Origin of the sequence: Hymenobacter sp. B1770, assembly GCF_049896385.1 — a bacterium.
In the GTDB taxonomy this organism is placed as follows: domain Bacteria; phylum Bacteroidota; class Bacteroidia; order Cytophagales; family Hymenobacteraceae; genus Hymenobacter.
In genome coordinates this window covers 921,361-937,305 of sequence record NZ_JAFCUF010000001.1, presented here as the reverse complement: position 1 = coordinate 937,305, position 15,945 = coordinate 921,361, and the positions used below count along the sequence as shown (strand labels likewise).

Below are 15,945 nucleotides of genomic sequence, written 5' to 3'. Positions count from 1 at the left end.
GCCGTTTGTCAACCGCAAAATCAGCAGCTGGCTGGAAACAGCTCACTAGGTTTGGGCTGTTTCCAGCACCAGCTTGCCGGTGAGTTCGGCCACAGCCTCCGGAGTTTCCATGCGCTTTTGGTACTCCACAATGAGGTGGCCACCGGTGAGCACGTTCAGGCTTTGGTTGAGCTGGGCCAGTTCGGTGTATACTTCAGGTCGGCGGGCCGACGGTGCACCACGTTTAAGGCCGCGGCGACGGGCCAGCCACCCCGCCACCCGCATCCAGGGGTAGTAGAAAGGCAGCAGCGCCAGCGAGGTATAGTTTACGCGGGTGGGGTGCACTTCTACAATGCGCAGGCCCGAGAGAGCGGCCAGCACCCGCTGCTTGGTCACGTTGGCGAAGAAGATGTGACCCAGGTAAACGTCGTGAATGGTTTGGGCATTATCAGAAGCCCAGACTGAGTCGGTTTCGTTCGGGGCCATCAGCTTGTAAGCTTCGCTTTCGAGCAGCAGGTAGCTCAGGCGGGTGCGCAGGTTCGAGTAATTGGGGGTGGTGATGATGGCACGGCCACCGGGCCGCAGCACCCGGTTCAGCTCTTGAAACAAGTGCAACTGATTGGGCATGTGCTCAATCCCTTCCTGGCAAATCACGAAATCGAAGCTGGCCGCGTCGAAGGGCAGCACGCCGTTTAGATTAGCTTTTACACATCTGATAGCTGGGTAGCGGAAAAACTCGGGGTAAAGGTCGGAGGCTGTAACCCTGGCCCCCAATTCGAGCAGAAGCTGAGAAGTGTCCCCGTTGCCTGCCGGCACGTCCAGCACGTCTTTGTCAACAAAATCAGTCTTTCGGCGACGTAGCATGTTGGGCAGCAGAACCTTTATGTCCTTGCTGCCGGAGAAAGCCGGGGGCGAAAAACGAATCATTGAGGGGCTTGGAAAATGAGCTGCAAAGTAAGGCTTCAAAAAATTAGGCCCCTGGTTACAAAGCAGGGCTGCCTCCGCTGCCCTCAGCCTGATGCCTGCGCAAGCTGCCTTTCGCTGACTGGTGCTCCCTCACCACCCCGATATCAGGGTAATAAAAGAATTATTAAAAGTTAATCTGCGCCTGCAGCCGCAACAGGCCGCCGCGCTGCCGGTTGTTAGGCCGCTGAAAATCCTCGAAGCGTCGCGATGACAGCGTGTACATGGTGACCAGTTCGAAGCTGCTGACGGGCTGCCATTCCACGCCCAGCTCTGCTTCGCGCACGGAGTAGCTGCGAGCGTCGCGTTCGTGCTTTTTGCCGCCCTCGTAGTATTGAGCCCGCAGGAAGGGATAAAACTGCTGTTTCTGCAGATGCACCCGATAATTCAACAACACGTAACCACCGTGGAGCGACTGGTTTTCGATAGTGCCAGTGCTGGGGTTGAACTCGGGGCCCCGCCCAATGTTGTACTCAGCCTGCACACCAAATGGCTGCGGGTAGAGCACGAAGGTGGCCGCCACGCGCTGGTCGAGGTAGTTGCGGTTCGGGTTGGTCTTCACCCCGGTAGATAGCTGGTCGGTAGCTACCACATAATTACCGGAATACGCCTGAATACTAGGTTCAATGATATGCCGTCCCACCACCAGCGGGTATGTGAAGCGGGCCACCACGTGCTGCTGGTTGTTGAGCTCGGGGCGGTTTGCCGTTTGGCCGTTAAAAACACCAAAGCCCAGCATTCCATAGTCGCCGGAGCCTTTCAGGCCTTCTTTCACCAGCCGCGCCAAGCGTTGGCGCACGGCAGTAGGCGCCCAGTAGAAAAACACGCCCAGGTCGCGCTCGTTGGAAAAGGCGCTGTTGATGGCATCGTTGCGGTCGAGGGGCAGCCGGTTTTGGCTTGACTGCATGTTTTCGAAGCCGAAGGGAATTTTGCTCTGGCCGATGCGGAAACGAAACTGATTGGCTTTGTCGAGCCCTACGTCAAAGTAGGCGTCGCGCAGCTGGCCAAACTGCAGGGAATTACTGCCGCTGGGGGCACTCGCAAAATCGGGCTGGATGTAGAAGTAAACCCGCTCACTCAGCTGCCCAAAGAAAATAATGCGAACCCGGCGCAGTAATATCCCACCGTTGCGCCCCCACGACCGGTCGCACTGCTCGCAGGTCAGGTCAGGATTGGTTTCGAGCAGGCGGTTGTAGCGCGCCTGCACATAACCCCGAATAGCGAAGGTTTCGAACCACTTTTTATCAGCTGGCCGTGCCTGCACTGTTGAATCAGAAGTCTGACCGAAAGCGCGCCCGGCCACGAAGACCATAAGGGCAATTAACAGTTTATTCATCAATTGATAATACTGGCACAAAGAGAGGCATTATCTATGACCTGTAGATGACCCGTATGTGACGGCAATATTACGAAACCTCCGCCCTATGGTTACCGCTTAAGGAGCCAAGGCGCTGTCCTGTGCTGTTCCTTACCGGGCACAACTGCGCTATCCCATGTCCTTTCGTTCTTTCTTATACTTCACTGCCAGCACGTTAGACAATTGCCTCACACTGAAGGGCCATGCTAGATTGGGCTTGTAGCAGGCGGGCCTAAAGGATGGCCCAGCAACTGTTTGGAAGAAAAACGTAACCGCTTGCGCTTGCTAGTAGTTGTTACTATTCTCCCCTGCCGCCACACGGCCAACTGGCTGGTGGCGAAACCAAGCGTTTTGGCGCACCACTTTTAATATAAAACAATGAGCAAGAACATTCTGATGGTACTGACCTCACACGACCAACTCGGCGATACTGGCCACAAAACCGGCTTTTGGCTGGAAGAATTTGCCGCCCCATATTACGTTTTTAAGGACGCCGGCGCCACCCTCACCCTGGCCTCGCCTAAAGGTGGCCAGCCGCCCCTCGACCCCAAAAGCGACGACCCCAGCGCCCAAACTGATGCTACTGGGCGCTTCAAGAAAGACGCCGACGCTCAGCAAGCCCTGGCCAATACGGTGCGGCTCGACTCGATTTCGGTGGCTGACTACGACGCCGTGTTTTACCCCGGCGGCCACGGTCCGCTCTGGGACCTGGCCGAGGACCAGACGTCCACTAAGCTAATTGAGGAGATGTACGCGGCTGGCAAGCCGGTGGCGTTGGTATGCCACGCGCCCGCCGCTCTGCGCCATGTGAAAGCCCCCGATGGCTCGCCGCTGGTGAAAGGCAAGGCTGTGGCCGGCTTCACCAACACCGAAGAAGAGGCCGTGCAGCTCACCAACGTGGTGCCCTTCTTAGTGGAAGACATGCTGAAGGAAAACGGCGGTAACTACTCCAAGGTGGAGGATTGGAAGCCCTATGTTCTGCGCGACGCCCACCTTATCACGGGCCAGAACCCGGCCTCTTCAGAGCCGGCGGCCCACGAGTTGCTGCAACTGCTGGGCTAATAGCCGAGCGACGTTATTTTGTCAACTGTTCCGGCCACGTCGAAAACGACGTGGCCGGGGCAGTTTTGTAATTGGAGAAAATGCTGTTTGGCTTATTGCCAATCAAGCAGGATGCTTGATGACTTCAACGGGCATTTAAAGGCTAAAGACTTATTGTTGAAGTCAAAACGACGATGAAAAATAATCTTAACTTTTTTTCGTGCGAATTAAATAATATATAAAACCTCAACCTGTTAAGAAAATACTTATCAACCAGCTAGTTGTACTATAATCCGGTGATATGTATCCTTAAACTGGAGAATATGTATTAAAAGGAGCCATAAAAGATTCGTTGAATAGTTCAAGTCCACAATGAGACTTTAAACGTAAGTCGGGTCAATCGTTGCGTTAAATGCAAAGTTTAAGTACTTATTCCGCTCAATTTTTCATCAAATTGAAGTAAATGAACAAAATAATACTATTTGCAACCCGGCTGGCTTTGGTCGCGGGGTTGCTAGTCGGGAATCTAGCCTCCTTCGGCCAAAGCAGTGGCAAAGCCGCTAAAGCTCCCGTGCCACGGGCAGCGCTAGACCACCTCAAAAAGAACCAGCAGGAGTTGCAGCTGGCCAACGAAGACTTGGCCGACCTGGTGCTGAGCAGCGAGAGCGAAAGCAAGCACAACGGCCTTAAGCACCTTTACATTCAGCAGCGCTACCAAGGCATTGAGATTTTCGGCGCGGTTTCGAACGTCAACCTGACTAAGGACGAAAAGGTGCTCAATGTGGGCAACCGATTCCAGAAGCAGCTCGGCAAAAAAATTAAGAGCAAGCAGGCGCAGCTCACCGCTCCGGCGGCCGTAGCCGCTGCGGCCCGACACCTCAACCTCTCTCTCAAAGCTCCGCTCACGGTTACGGAAGCCAGCCAGGCAGCCAATCGTGCCACGGTATTTACCACCGGTGGCATTTCGCTGCGCCCCATTCCGGCTCGCTTGGTGTACCAGCCTTTAGCCGACGGCCAGCTGGCCCTCGCCTGGGAAGTCTCCATCTATGAGCTGGACGCCCGCAACTGGTGGAACGTGCGGGTAGACGCCGTCACAGGTGCCGTACTCGACAAAGACAACATGGTGGTGGAGTGCAATTTCGATAGCACGCCCGGCCAAATGGTGCGCACCCTCCAGCCCGAGGCTGCGCCCTTTTCCTTTTACTCGGTAGCCGCTGGCCCCACGGCCAATGCCTACAACGTATTCGCCATCCCCACCGAAACGCCCAGCCACGGGCCGCGCTCGTTTGTGAGCACCAGCATTGCCGACACAAAGGCTTCGCCCATGGGCTGGCACACCACGGCACCAGGCGTGTCCTTCACCACCACCCGCGGCAACAACGTGCACGCTTACGAAGACCCGGACAACCTCAACGTAGCAGGCCCTAACTCCAGCCCCAATGGTGGCTCCGCGCTACTGTTTGACTACCCGGTTGACTTCAGTCAGCAGCCCGTCACCTACCGCGACGCTGCCACCACCAACTTGTTTTACATGAGCAACATCATGCACGACATTTGGTACCAGTACGGTTTCGACGAGGCCAGCGGTAACTTCCAGACCACTAACCCCAATGCACTGGTAGGCCTAGGCGCTGACCAGGTAAACGCCGAGTCGCAGGACAGCCGCAACGTGGCCACCACCCGCAACAATGCCAACTTCGCTACGCCCGTCGATGGCCAGGCACCCCGCATGCAGATGTATCTATGGAGCGGTGCTCCGGCGAAGGACCTGTTTCAGGTGAGCGCGCCAACCAGCATTGCCGGGATTTACGCAGCCTTGGAAGCATCCTTTAGCAAGCCCCTCACCGCCACCCCGCTCACGGGCAAGCTGGTGCTGGCCGAGTCCACGCCGCCTACTTCGACTGGTAAAAGCGAAGAGGGCTGTGCGGCCTTCACTAATGGAGCGGCCATCAGCGGCAACATCGCGGTGGTGTACCGCGGCAACTGCGCTTTTGCCGATAAGGTGCAGAACGCTCAGATTGCCGGCGCCATTGCCGTAGTGGTTATCAACAACATCAGCGGCGACCCCACCGCAATGGGCGGCACCCCCACCAACCCCACTCCCGCCATCAACATTCCGGCGGTGATGATTAGCCTCGAAACGGGCCAGAGCATCCGGCAGCAGCTGGATGCCGGCACGGAGGTAGCAGTTATTTTGAAAAACACGGGCTCCCAGCCCGAGCTGGACGGCGACTTCGACAACGGCATCATTGCCCACGAGTACGGCCACGGCATCTCGACCCGTCTCACCGGCGGCGCTAACAACTCGAGCTGCCTGCGCAATGCCGAGCAGGGCGGCGAAGGCTGGAGCGACTGGTTCGGCCTGATGCTGACCATAAAGCCCGGCGACACCAGCACCAAACCCCGCGGCATTGGCACCTACGTGCAGAACCAGCCCACCAGCGGCCGCGGCATCCGCCCCTCCCCTTACAGCACCGACTTTGCGGTGAACAACTACACCTACGGCCGCACCAACGACCCCGTGCTCACTGCACCTCACGGCGTGGGCTTTGTGTGGGCCACCATGCTCTGGGACATAACCTGGGCTTTGGTTGATAAGTACGGCATCAGCGAAAACCTCTACACCGGCAAGGCCGGCAACAACATTGCCATGCAGCTGGTCATCGACGGCCTGAAGCTGCAGCCCTGTAACCCGGGCTTCGTCGATGCCCGCGACGCCATTCTGGCTGCCGACCGCGCCAACAACGGCGGCGTTAACCAGCAATTGATTTGGACGGTGTTTGCCAAGCGCGGCCTGGGCTTCAGCGCCAAGCAAGGCTCCACCACCAACCGCTCTGACCAAGTGGAGGCCTTCGATATGCCCCCAGCATTTATATGCGCTGCGCCCACCATCACGGTGCTGCGGACTTCCGATGTGAACACCAACGGCCCCGCTTCCACCATTTACATTGGCTATGGCCCGCAAGACGTGCAGCTGCAAGCCAACAGCACCAGCACCGGCTCGGTGAGCTACACCTGGAGCCCCGCCGCTGGCCTGAGCAACCCCAACGTGGCCAACCCCATCTTCACGCCCACCGCCGTTGGCACCTACCCCATCACGGTGACTTCGACCAACAGCGCGGGCTGCAGTGCGTCGGCCACGGTAACCATTACGGTAGTCGACGTGCGCTGTGGCGCTTCGAACAACCAGGTACTCGTTTGCACCAACAAGAACACGCGTTGCGTGAACTCCAGCGATGTTCCTAACCTCCTAAAGCGCGGCGGCACGCTGGGCAACTGTGGCACCAGCACCAGCTCGTCAGCCTTTGCCGCTCAGGATACTGAGAAAGAAAGCGAGCTGACCAGCCTGCCAAACCCAGCCGTGGGCCAGACTTCGGTGTCCTTCATCCTGCCCGAAGAAGGCAGCTTCCGCTTGGAAGTGCTGAACATGCAGGGCGCCGTAGTGGCTGTGCTGGGCGAAGGCTCCGGTAAAGCCGGCCAGCGCTTCAGCTACGAGTTCAAGAAAGGCTCGCTGAAAGGTGACCTCTACATTGCCCACCTGGTAACGGGCAGCGGCAACAAGTTTACCCGCATCGAGTTGAAAGACTAAACCTGCGTAAGCACGGTGAATCAACCCGGGATTGTGCTTAGGCACGGTCCCGGGTTTTTCGTTTTTAACGTAGTCAGGTAAGGGAAATAAACGGTGGCCCTCTTTGCACCATCAGCTTTCTAGTGCTGTCTACTTTGGGAGATAGCAGGAAGCGAGAGGTATGCAGTTAAGAATGCCACCGTTTTCCTGAACAGCTTTGAAATATAGCTGGGGTCAAAACGCTGACATTCGGCTTCCTTCCCGGGTGTTGAGGCTTCCGCGGTGCTACCCGGCCATCGCAGCTCACAGGTACAGCCGAAACGTAGTGCCTTCTCCCGCCTTGCTGTTCACCGCGATGCGTCCGCCGTGGGCCAGCACCAGCCGGTTGACGAGGAACAGGCCCACCCCGGTGCCATTCGCCGCTTCGGGATGGAAGCGCCGAAAGAGTTGAAACAGCTCGTTCCCGTGCTGGTCCAGGTCGATGCCCAGGCCGTTGTCCTGCACTTCGAGCACCGCCTGACCGGCCTCGCAATAAGCGCGCAGCTGCACCAGCGGGGGCCGGCTGGGGTGGCGGTACTTCAGGGCGTTGGCCACCAAGTTCAGCAGAATCGTACGCAGGTTGCTGCGCACGCCCTCCATCTCGGGCAGGGCCGCAAAATCCGTGGTGATGCGGGCCTGCGTGGCCTGCACTTCCCGGCTCAGCGCCTGCGTTACTTCTATCACCACATCGGCCAGCAGTACGGTTTCGGTGGGTTGGTGACCGGAGGGGCGCTCTTCCTGCACCACGGCGGCCAGATCGGTGATGGTGGTGTCCAACGCGTCCAGCGAAGCCCGCACCAGCCGCAGCACTTGGGCTTCCTCGGGGTCGTGGAAAGTGGCGGTGCGGCGCAGCTCGTCGAAGAGCCCGCGCAAGTTGTTCACGGGCTGCTTGAGGTCGTGGCTCGCGGCGTACACGAAGTTATCGAGGTTGAGGTTGGCGGCGGTGAGCTGGGCGTTAGCGGCGGTGAGCTGGATGTTTTTCTGGGTGACTTCCGCGCGGGTGTTCTGCAGCTCGTCCAGCGAGTCGCGCAGCTGCTGGTTCACGGCGCGCAGCTCGTCATGGTAGGACGTCACGTACTGCCGCCACTCGTTTTTTTCGATGGCGTGCCGCACCGTTTTCATCAGCATGCCTTGGTCGAACTGCTGCTTGACCAGGTAGTCGAGGGCGCCGGTGCTCAGGGCGCGTACGGCCAGCAACTCGCTGCCGCCGCCGGTTATCATCACCACGCACAGGGTGTTGGGCGGGGCCAGGGCCAGGAGTTCAGCCAGCAGGCCCAGGCCGTCGGTGTCGGGCAGGTTGTAGTCCAGCAACACGCAGTCGGGCTGGTAGGCCGCGAACTCGGCCAGGGCCTCGGCGCCCGTGGCGGCCTCCCGGAACTCCAATTGCTCGTACCCCTCAGACTTGCTCAGGTAGCGCCGGTACAGCATGCGGTCCGGCTCGTTATCGTCGACCAGCAGTATTTTTTTCACTCACAGGGGCTAATTTATTCGGGGCAGCTCTGAAGCTTCCAGCCAGTACTGCACGGTCAGGCGCAGCTTGGCTTCGAAGGTGGCGTACTGAATGGGCTTCGTAAGGTAGCCGTTGGCGCCCAGCTGGTAGCAATGCTCCACGTCGCGGCGGCTGGACGAGGTGCTAAGCACCACCACCGGCAAGGCCTGCAGCCGGGGGTCCTGCTTCACGGCTTCCAGCACCGCGCGCCCGTCGGTACCCGGCATATTCAGGTCGAGCAGCACCAGGGCCGGCATCGTGTCGGGCCAACCGGCGGCCTGGCCGTGCCCTTGCAGGTAAGCCAGGGCCTGGTCGCCGTCCTCGCAGCGCACCACGGGATGGGGCAGGTTCAGCTTGCGAAACACGCGGGTGAGGGCCGTGAAGTCTTCGGCGCTGTCTTCCACCACGAGGAGGGGACGAAGGGGAAATACAGTCACTTACAAAGACATGGGAAGGGTGAAATAAAACGTAGCGCCTTCCCCGGGGGCCGACTCGACCCACAGGCTGCCGCCGTGCTTCTCCACCATTTTTTTGGCGATGGCCAGGCCTGCGCCGGTGCCACCGCCATACCTTTCCTGGGGGTGGAGGCGCTTGAACAGCTGGAAGATGCTGGCTTGGTGCCGGGCATCGATGCCGATGCCGTTGTCTCGTACGTAAAAAACGTGAAAGTCGGCTGGATACACGGGCCGGGCGGCGCTGGCCGCCGCTTCAGCCGGGGCTAGTCCCACCGTCACGGTTTTGGCCGGCTGGTCGTTGTACTTCATGCCGTTGCTAATCAAATTATACAACACCTCCTGCAGCCGCACGCGGTCGGCGCGCACCGTGGGCAGGGGGCCGGCCACCGTGAGCGTGGTGTGAGTTTGCTCGAAGCGCGGCTGCAGCAGGTCGGCCACGTCGGCCAGCACCGCGTGCGGGTCCACGTCGGCTACCACCAGGTCGGTGCGGCCCACGCGGGAGAGCTGCAGCAGCGACTCAATCAGGCTTTCCATGCGCTGGCTGAGGCGCACCAGGGTTTCGAGCTTGTGCACGCCCTCGGCGTCGAGGCGGTCGGCGTAGTCTTCCAGCAAAAACAGCGAGTAGTTGTGGATGCCCCGCAAGGGCTCTTTCAAGTCGTGGGAGGCCACGTAGGCGAAGGAGTCCAGCTCGTCGTTGCTGCGCTCGAGCTCGGTGTTGAGGCGGGCCAGGCTGTGGGCGCGGGCTTGCAGCTCGTTGAATACCTTGAGGCGGAGGTCGGAAATGTGCAGGCGGATGTCGCGGGCGGCCGCTAGCTCCATGGGCTGCCAGGGGGCCGAGGTGTTTTCCACCAGCTGCTTCCAGGCCTCAAACGACTGCCGGGGCGAGAGAAAAATCTGCCCGTTGGCCAGCACCTGCGGCTTGTCGTTGCGGCCGGCCCAGGTCACGGTTTGCACCACCTCGGGCCGGAACCAGAGCAGGTAGTTGCTGGGCGCATCGGTGAGGGAGGCGGCGATGAAGCCGCTGGCCGTGGCCCGCAGCGCCAGCCCCGCCGGGTTGAGGGCGGCGTAGGAGTTCGTGTAAAACACGTCCGTCTTAGCGTGTTCCTGTAGCCACGCCAGCAGCTCCCGAATCTGGGCCGGGGTGGGCGTCACGCCCACCGTCACCACCTCGTCGTCGAAGCAGATGGCCGCTCCGCCGCAGTCGAACACGTCCATCACCGTGGGCGCTTCGCGGTGCAGGCCGTCTACGAAATTGGGATGCCGCGACACCTGCGCAAACAAGTGGGCCTGCTGCTCCCGGATGCGCAGCTGCTGCGCCCGGGTGTCGTGCAGCTCCTTGCCGGGCAGCAGCGCCGAAAACGTCTTGCCGATGAACTGGCACAGCTCGCGCAGCTCGTAGCTCACTAGCCGCGGCGTGCGGTGGTGGCAGGTAATCATGCCCCACAGCTGGTTGTCCTGAATCAGCGAGATGGTCATCGTGGCCGCCGAGCCGATGTTGTGCAGGTACTCTAGGTGAATGGGCGACACGCTGCGCAGCATGGCGTGGGTCATGTCCGGCGGGCGGGGGTGCGTGGGGTGGCGCGCCGGCACCAGCGGCACCGGCACGTACCGCGCGTCGGCAATAAAGCGGAGCCAGTTTTTGAGGTACATGGCCCGCGCCTGCTGCGGAATGTCGGTGGCTGGGTAGTGCATTCCCAGCCACGGGGGCAGGTCGGCGTGCCGGGCTTCGGCAATGATTTCGCCGCTCTCGTCGGGCGCGAAGCGGTAGATGGCCACCCGGTCGAAGCCCGTGATGCCGCGCACCTGCTCCACAGCGTGCTGGCAAAAGTCGAGCACGCTGCCGGCGGCCAGCATCTGGCCCAGGGCCGCGTTGAGGAAGGGAAGGTCGAGGGGCGCGGCGTCGGTTTCGCTCACCGGCTCAAACTCTAGCCACAGCAGGTCGTCGTAGCGGTGCAGCACGATTTTGAAGAACGGCTGGCCCGCCACTGGGTCCAGGCGGGCGCCCACCAGCTTTGCCTCCACTCCCAGGGTGTCCAGCACGGCGTCCACCTCGGCCCGCCGGTCGGAACCCAGCAGCTGGTCGAGGCCACCGCCCAACAGGCTTTCGGCTTGCCGGCCAATCAGCGTTTCGGTGTTGGCGCTGGCGTGCACGATGCGTCGGGTGGCCGGGTCCAGGCACAGCACGAAACCGTAGGGCTGAATGGCCCCGGGAATGTGAATCGGCTCCCGGTCGCAGTTGGTGAGGGTAATGGGCACGCGCAGCATCGCCACGTCGGTCGGGCTCACGGTTGAGCTATCCATTGGTCGAGTCGTTGAAAGGTTAAGCCGGCCGACGCCACCACGTCGTCATGGTCCGGGCCGGTGGGGACGGCTTCCGTCAGCAGCTGGCAAAAGGCTTTCCACCGGGGCCCGGTGCGCGCGCCGTAGCCCGTGAAATACGCACGCAGCGGAATGCCGGCCTGCGCCAGCTGCCGGGTGATGAGCTGTCCGCCCAGTGTCGAGCCCTCCAGCACGTACATGGCGCCCAGCAGCTGCAGCCGCGTGTGCAGCGGCGGCATGGCCGGGCATAGCGGCAGGCCAGGCGCGGCTTCGGGCAACTCCAAATCCTGCAGAATCAGGTGGGCCCGCAACCGCTCGGCTAGTTCCCAGGCGGGCGAAAACTCTGCCGCGTGTTGCTGCAGCGCGGTTTCGTAGGGCGCCAGGAATCCGTACATCTTGGCCAGAAAATGCGCCGTTCCTTCGGCGGTCAGCGTGCCCGTCGTTAAGGCTTGATTAAAAGCTTGCCGCTCCAGGGCCTCGTGTTGGGGACGGGTTTCATTCCGCAGACGTAGTAGCAGAGTCGGCGTTTGAAGTGAAAGTGAAGTAGACAAAACCTAAGGAAAAAGGAAATTTGCTGAAAACCACAATATAGCACGTTCGCGGCCCCAACATGCCCTCGAAACCGAGCCGCCGAGTCCTCAAAGAACGACAAGGCGAAGAAAACAGGTGCTGAAAGAACCAGCAGCCGATTATATACGGACTGGGCAGCGCCCCGCCGGGCCCGGCAATTAAAATTCTCCTTTGGCTGAACCACTACCGATAGACGCTCACTGGCTTGGCGAAGGTGCCCAACTGTCCAGATTGAGTTTTAGAAGCTCGTTCACCCTGCAAAGTTCATTTAATTCGGATGGGACATAAGACTCGAAAACTCCTTGCAAGGGTGTTTCTGCGAGCGCTCTAAGGGGCGTCAATACCAATAGGGAGGCAGAACTGCCACGGTTAACCGAATTAGCCAAACGAGGGCTTGCGTACATAAAAACGCGGTAGCAGCTGCACTATGGCGATACCACCCTAATCCTAATGCGCGCTACAAATGAGGCAAGTTATGCCGCTGCAGCACGCCTAGTACCACTTGCAATTACGCAGCCTTGGTCATAGGCTGCGTCAGCTGCTTTTAGTACGAGTAGAGCCGCCATTCCAGCACATACCGCATCAACAGCAAAAAGGGAGGCCGCTGACTGCGGCCTCCCTTTTTTTTCCTCTAGTCAGCAAAGCTGGGAATTAGTCTTGCAGCACAATGCGGGTGAGATGGCTCTTACCACCCGACACAAGCCGGGCCATGTACAAGCCAGCGGCCAGGTTGCCTTTGCTGAACTCGTGCGAGAAGGCCTGACCTGCTTCGCCGTTGCCCTGGGCTACTACGGCGCCCAGCGTGTTCACCACCTCCAGGCGGTATGCGCCGCTCTGGGTGAGCGTGAAGGCAAGAGTGGTTTTGGCAGTAGCGGGGTTAGGCGCAGCCGTGAGAGCTGCATCGATGAGCTGGGACGCGCTGGCCAGGGTTCCATCCGCTGCACGTGACACCTGCTGGTCGCATGCTCCAATAACGGCTTCGCCACGTTCGCGGGTTAGCAGAGCAGTAGCATCGGCGGCATCAACGCACATTTGCTTTCCTTTGAAGCAAACCGAGACCTTTTGGTTCTTATTGCCGCAGCGTACGTCGATAACATTGATAGTAATAGAAGCCGTTCGCGTGCATTGGTTTGCGTTTACGGCTGTAACCGTGAACGTGTAGCTTCCGGCAACAGTAGGCCTAAACACGGGGTTGGCCACGTTGGTGGCGCTCAGGCCAGTGGCCGGCGACCAGGTGTAGGCGAACTCCGGGTCAGCCGCAATGTTGCTGGCCAGCAGCTGTACGCTCTGCGGGCCGTAGCCGAGGTAAATTGTGTTGGCAGCGGCACCAGGGAAATTGGCCAGTGCCGACGCCAGCGTGATGGTGGGCGCTGTGCAAGCATAGACAAGAGGAAGGTCAAAGGCCTCTACTTGGTCGAATCGGTTAGTGGTCAGGCCCTGCTTGGCGCTGAAGCCCAGGCCACGCTTGGCGAATGCACGCCAGATGAGTTCTTGGTTAGCGCCGCCATAGTTCTGGCGGTCGGCCAACAGAATGGCATCACGACCATCAACGAAACCGGGGCGGCAGGCTTGTAGCTTTAAGCCATCCACCACCAGTTGCATGGCCATGTTGTTGCCACCATTGCCCTGATACAAATCAGTATCGTAGCCATACTTATCAACTAACGCCCAAGTCATATCCCATATCATAGTAGCCCACACAAAGCCTATGCCGTGGGGCTGTGATATGGCAGCGTTGTTCGTAGCTGCGTAAGTGAAGTTATTAACAGCAAAGCTAGTGCTGTAGGGAGCTGGCCGAATACCACGGCCCGTAGTAGGTTGACCTGAAGCGTACGTGCCAATGCCTCTCACCTTGTCACCCTTGTCGCCGGGCTTGATGGTCATCATCAAACCAAACCAGTCGCTCCATCCCTCTCCCATCTGCTCGGCATTGCCTAAGCAGGATACGTTGGCTGGCCCGCCCGTTAAGCGGTTAGAGATGCCGTGGCCGACTTCGTGAGCGATAATACCGTTATCAAAGTCACCGTCCAGTTCAGGACCCGAGCCTTCGTTTTTGAGCGAAACAGTTACGTCCGTTCCGGCGTCCAGCACTTCGCGAATAAGCTTGCCGTCTTCTTGCCGAATCATGACAGATGGAATGACGATGGCGGGCACTGGATTGACGGGCGTGCCGCCCATTACAATGGGGTCACCAGACGCGTTATTGATTACAACAACGGCGATGGCGCCAGCTAGCTGGGCGTTCTGCACTTTGTCGGAAAAGCCGCAGTTGCCACGATAAACAACTGCAATGTTACCAGCGATAGCCGCGGCATTGCTAAAGGCTGCACAACCCTCTTTGCTTTTGCCAGTCGACGTGGGAGGCGTAGACTGGGCTACCACCAGCTTACCCGTCACTGGTACTGATGTCAGCCTTGTTGTGCCGAAGGAAGCCTCCCGGGCCGGATAAGCGCCGGTAAGGGAAGAAGGAGTCGTAACCCGGAACAAGTTCTGGTCTGGAATACCATTCCACAGGTACATCTGCATACGGGGCAGAGCGCCATCTACAGGCGTTCCGAAGTTGGCGTTGTTCCGTTGAGGGCCATTAGCCGACGTAATACGGGCGTCCTGAGCCTCGGCCCGTACAAAGTCGTTGCCGAGTCCGCCCTTTTTGAAATTATCGAACTGGAAGTTATCGCTGGCTTCATCAAAGCCATACTGGTACCACATATCGTGAATGATATTGCTCCAGTAGAACAGGTTGGTTGTAGCAGCATCAACATACGTCGCAGGCTGCTTGGTAAAGTCAACGGGGAAGTCAAACTTCAGATTCGGGCCACCGTCTGGACTGTAGTTAAGAACCGTGTAGTTCTTAGCAGCGGTCGGGAAAGGGTTCAGGCCATTGGGGTCTTCGTAGGCATACACGTTGTTGCCACGCGTAATAGTCTTGATGCCCTGAGGGGTATAATGCCAGCCTTCAGGAGAGGCAGTTTTGTCGGCTGCATCCGTTTTGATGAAATCACGTGAGCCGTGGCTAGGGCTCTCCGTTACAATCGGGTAGACTGTGTAGAAATTAGACGTTGGAGCGTTCGCCAAAATTGAGGCAAACTCGAACGACTTAGGCGCTACTGTTTGCTTGTGAGCATGGTTGTCGTGCAAAGGCAGACCATTGGGCCCGTCATTATCGAACTCGCAGTGTACCACAAGGTTGTCCTTATCTAAGAACTCACCCGTAACAGCATCAACCCTGATATTCCACCAGTTTTCAGCATTCAACTCGTAGATAGTCACCTCCCAGGCTAACCGTAGGCTACTATCTTCCATGGGCTGATACACCAGCTTGGCCGGAATGGGCTCGAGCGAAATGCCGCCCGTCGTTAACACCATTTCTTCATTTTTAGCGCCTGTCCGCTTATTCACAGCCAGCGGCTCTTTCACCGTTAGGTTCAGGTACCGAGCGGCGGCGGCTACGGCCGCCTGGGCTGTGAGCTTTGTCTTTACTGATTTTGCTCGGCCCGCAATGTTTTTTTGAAAGCGGTTGCCCATGGCCACCACCTTGTCCTCGCGGCTTACACTCAGGTTGGTCACCGCATTGTGAATCTCAATGCCCTGATGCATTTGCTGCAGGTAGAAATGCTTAACGCCGCTTTTCGCCGAGACAGATTGGCTGCTTAGCTCTATGTCAGCTAGGTCGGCGTCGGTAAGCTTCAGTGCCTGCTTGTTGGCGCGGAGGTAGTCCAGCGCGACCCGCGGCACAGCTTTCTGTTGTGCCTTGGCCGCCTCCTGTCCGAACGATGCATGGCTTCCCATGAACAGTGTTGCCGTTAGCGCGAGCCCGGCCACCCTTGGTATGAATTTATTAATTTATTGAATTTATAATGTGATTGAAGATTTAACCAATTTAAAAATTAATTTAATCATACCAAAAAACTATAAGATTAAAATGATTTAATCTTATCCTCCACTTTAAGCAACTCGCCTCTAAACTCGCTCTCACACATCGGCAGGACTTATTTTTTAATGTCCTTTAGATCGTAACATTATGCTATCTGCTGTCAAAAAAGAGTTCCCCCAGCTCTTGACTTAGCATCGAGATGCAGAAATAAGAACGGTGCTCCAGCTAACAACCGCATTATGAGAATGGTACTTTGGCGACGTACCCCTTCATGATTAGTGCCAACATTGT

At 58.5% G+C, this 15,945-nt stretch carries 9 protein-coding genes; 2 read left to right on the top strand and 7 right to left on the bottom strand.

Going from position 1 to position 15,945, the window contains the following annotated elements; genetic code table 11:
• Positions 1-45 precede the first annotated feature (45 nt).
• Both ACP7AJ_RS03830 and ACP7AJ_RS03825 read right to left on the bottom strand, forming a co-directional pair.
• Entirely contained in the window at positions 46-906 is an 861-nt protein-coding gene (locus ACP7AJ_RS03830; protein WP_426058854.1) for a class I SAM-dependent methyltransferase, read from the bottom strand.
• 163 nt (positions 907-1,069) lie between these two features.
• A complete protein-coding gene (locus ACP7AJ_RS03825) occupies positions 1,070-2,278 on the bottom strand; it encodes a porin (protein ID WP_426058853.1) in 1,209 nt (402 codons plus the stop codon).
• Positions 2,279-2,677: 399 nt separating this feature from the next.
• On the opposite strand from ACP7AJ_RS03825, the gene ACP7AJ_RS03820 reads away from it, so the two are divergent.
• The gene (locus ACP7AJ_RS03820) at positions 2,678-3,361 is read left to right on the top strand and encodes a type 1 glutamine amidotransferase domain-containing protein (RefSeq protein ID WP_426058852.1); all 684 of its coding nucleotides are present in this window, start codon (positions 2,678-2,680) and stop codon (positions 3,359-3,361) included.
• Positions 3,362-3,803: 442 nt separating this feature from the next.
• Positions 3,804-6,929: a T9SS-dependent M36 family metallopeptidase gene (locus tag ACP7AJ_RS03815; protein ID WP_426058851.1), complete on the top strand. Its 3,126-nt coding sequence runs from the start codon at positions 3,804-3,806 to the stop codon at positions 6,927-6,929.
• A gap of 282 nt (positions 6,930-7,211) precedes the next feature.
• Here the strand turns inward: ACP7AJ_RS03815 and ACP7AJ_RS03810 are convergent, their stop codons facing one another.
• The 5 genes from ACP7AJ_RS03810 to ACP7AJ_RS03790 all read right to left on the bottom strand — a co-directional run bounded on the left by ACP7AJ_RS03810 (position 7,212) and on the right by ACP7AJ_RS03790 (position 15,569).
• Positions 7,212-8,417: a sensor histidine kinase gene (locus tag ACP7AJ_RS03810; protein WP_426058850.1), complete on the bottom strand. Its 1,206-nt coding sequence runs from the start codon at positions 8,415-8,417 to the stop codon at positions 7,212-7,214.
• Between the two features lie 9 nt (positions 8,418-8,426).
• On the bottom strand, positions 8,427-8,873 hold the full coding sequence (locus ACP7AJ_RS03805) for a response regulator (protein WP_426058849.1): 447 nt from the start codon (positions 8,871-8,873) through the stop codon (positions 8,427-8,429).
• Positions 8,874-11,192 carry an ATP-binding protein gene (locus ACP7AJ_RS03800; RefSeq protein WP_426058848.1) on the bottom strand — a complete coding sequence of 773 codons (2,319 nt, stop codon included), beginning with the start codon at positions 11,190-11,192 and terminating at the stop codon, positions 8,874-8,876.
• Positions 11,174-11,761 carry a biliverdin-producing heme oxygenase gene (locus ACP7AJ_RS03795; protein WP_426058847.1) on the bottom strand — a complete coding sequence of 196 codons (588 nt, stop codon included), beginning with the start codon at positions 11,759-11,761 and terminating at the stop codon, positions 11,174-11,176. The genes ACP7AJ_RS03800 and ACP7AJ_RS03795 overlap by 19 nt, the downstream gene beginning before the upstream one ends.
• Positions 11,762-12,431: 670 nt before the next feature.
• Entirely contained in the window at positions 12,432-15,569 is a 3,138-nt protein-coding gene (locus ACP7AJ_RS03790; RefSeq protein ID WP_426058846.1) for a T9SS-dependent M36 family metallopeptidase, read from the bottom strand.
• Positions 15,570-15,945: the final 376 nt, after the last annotated feature.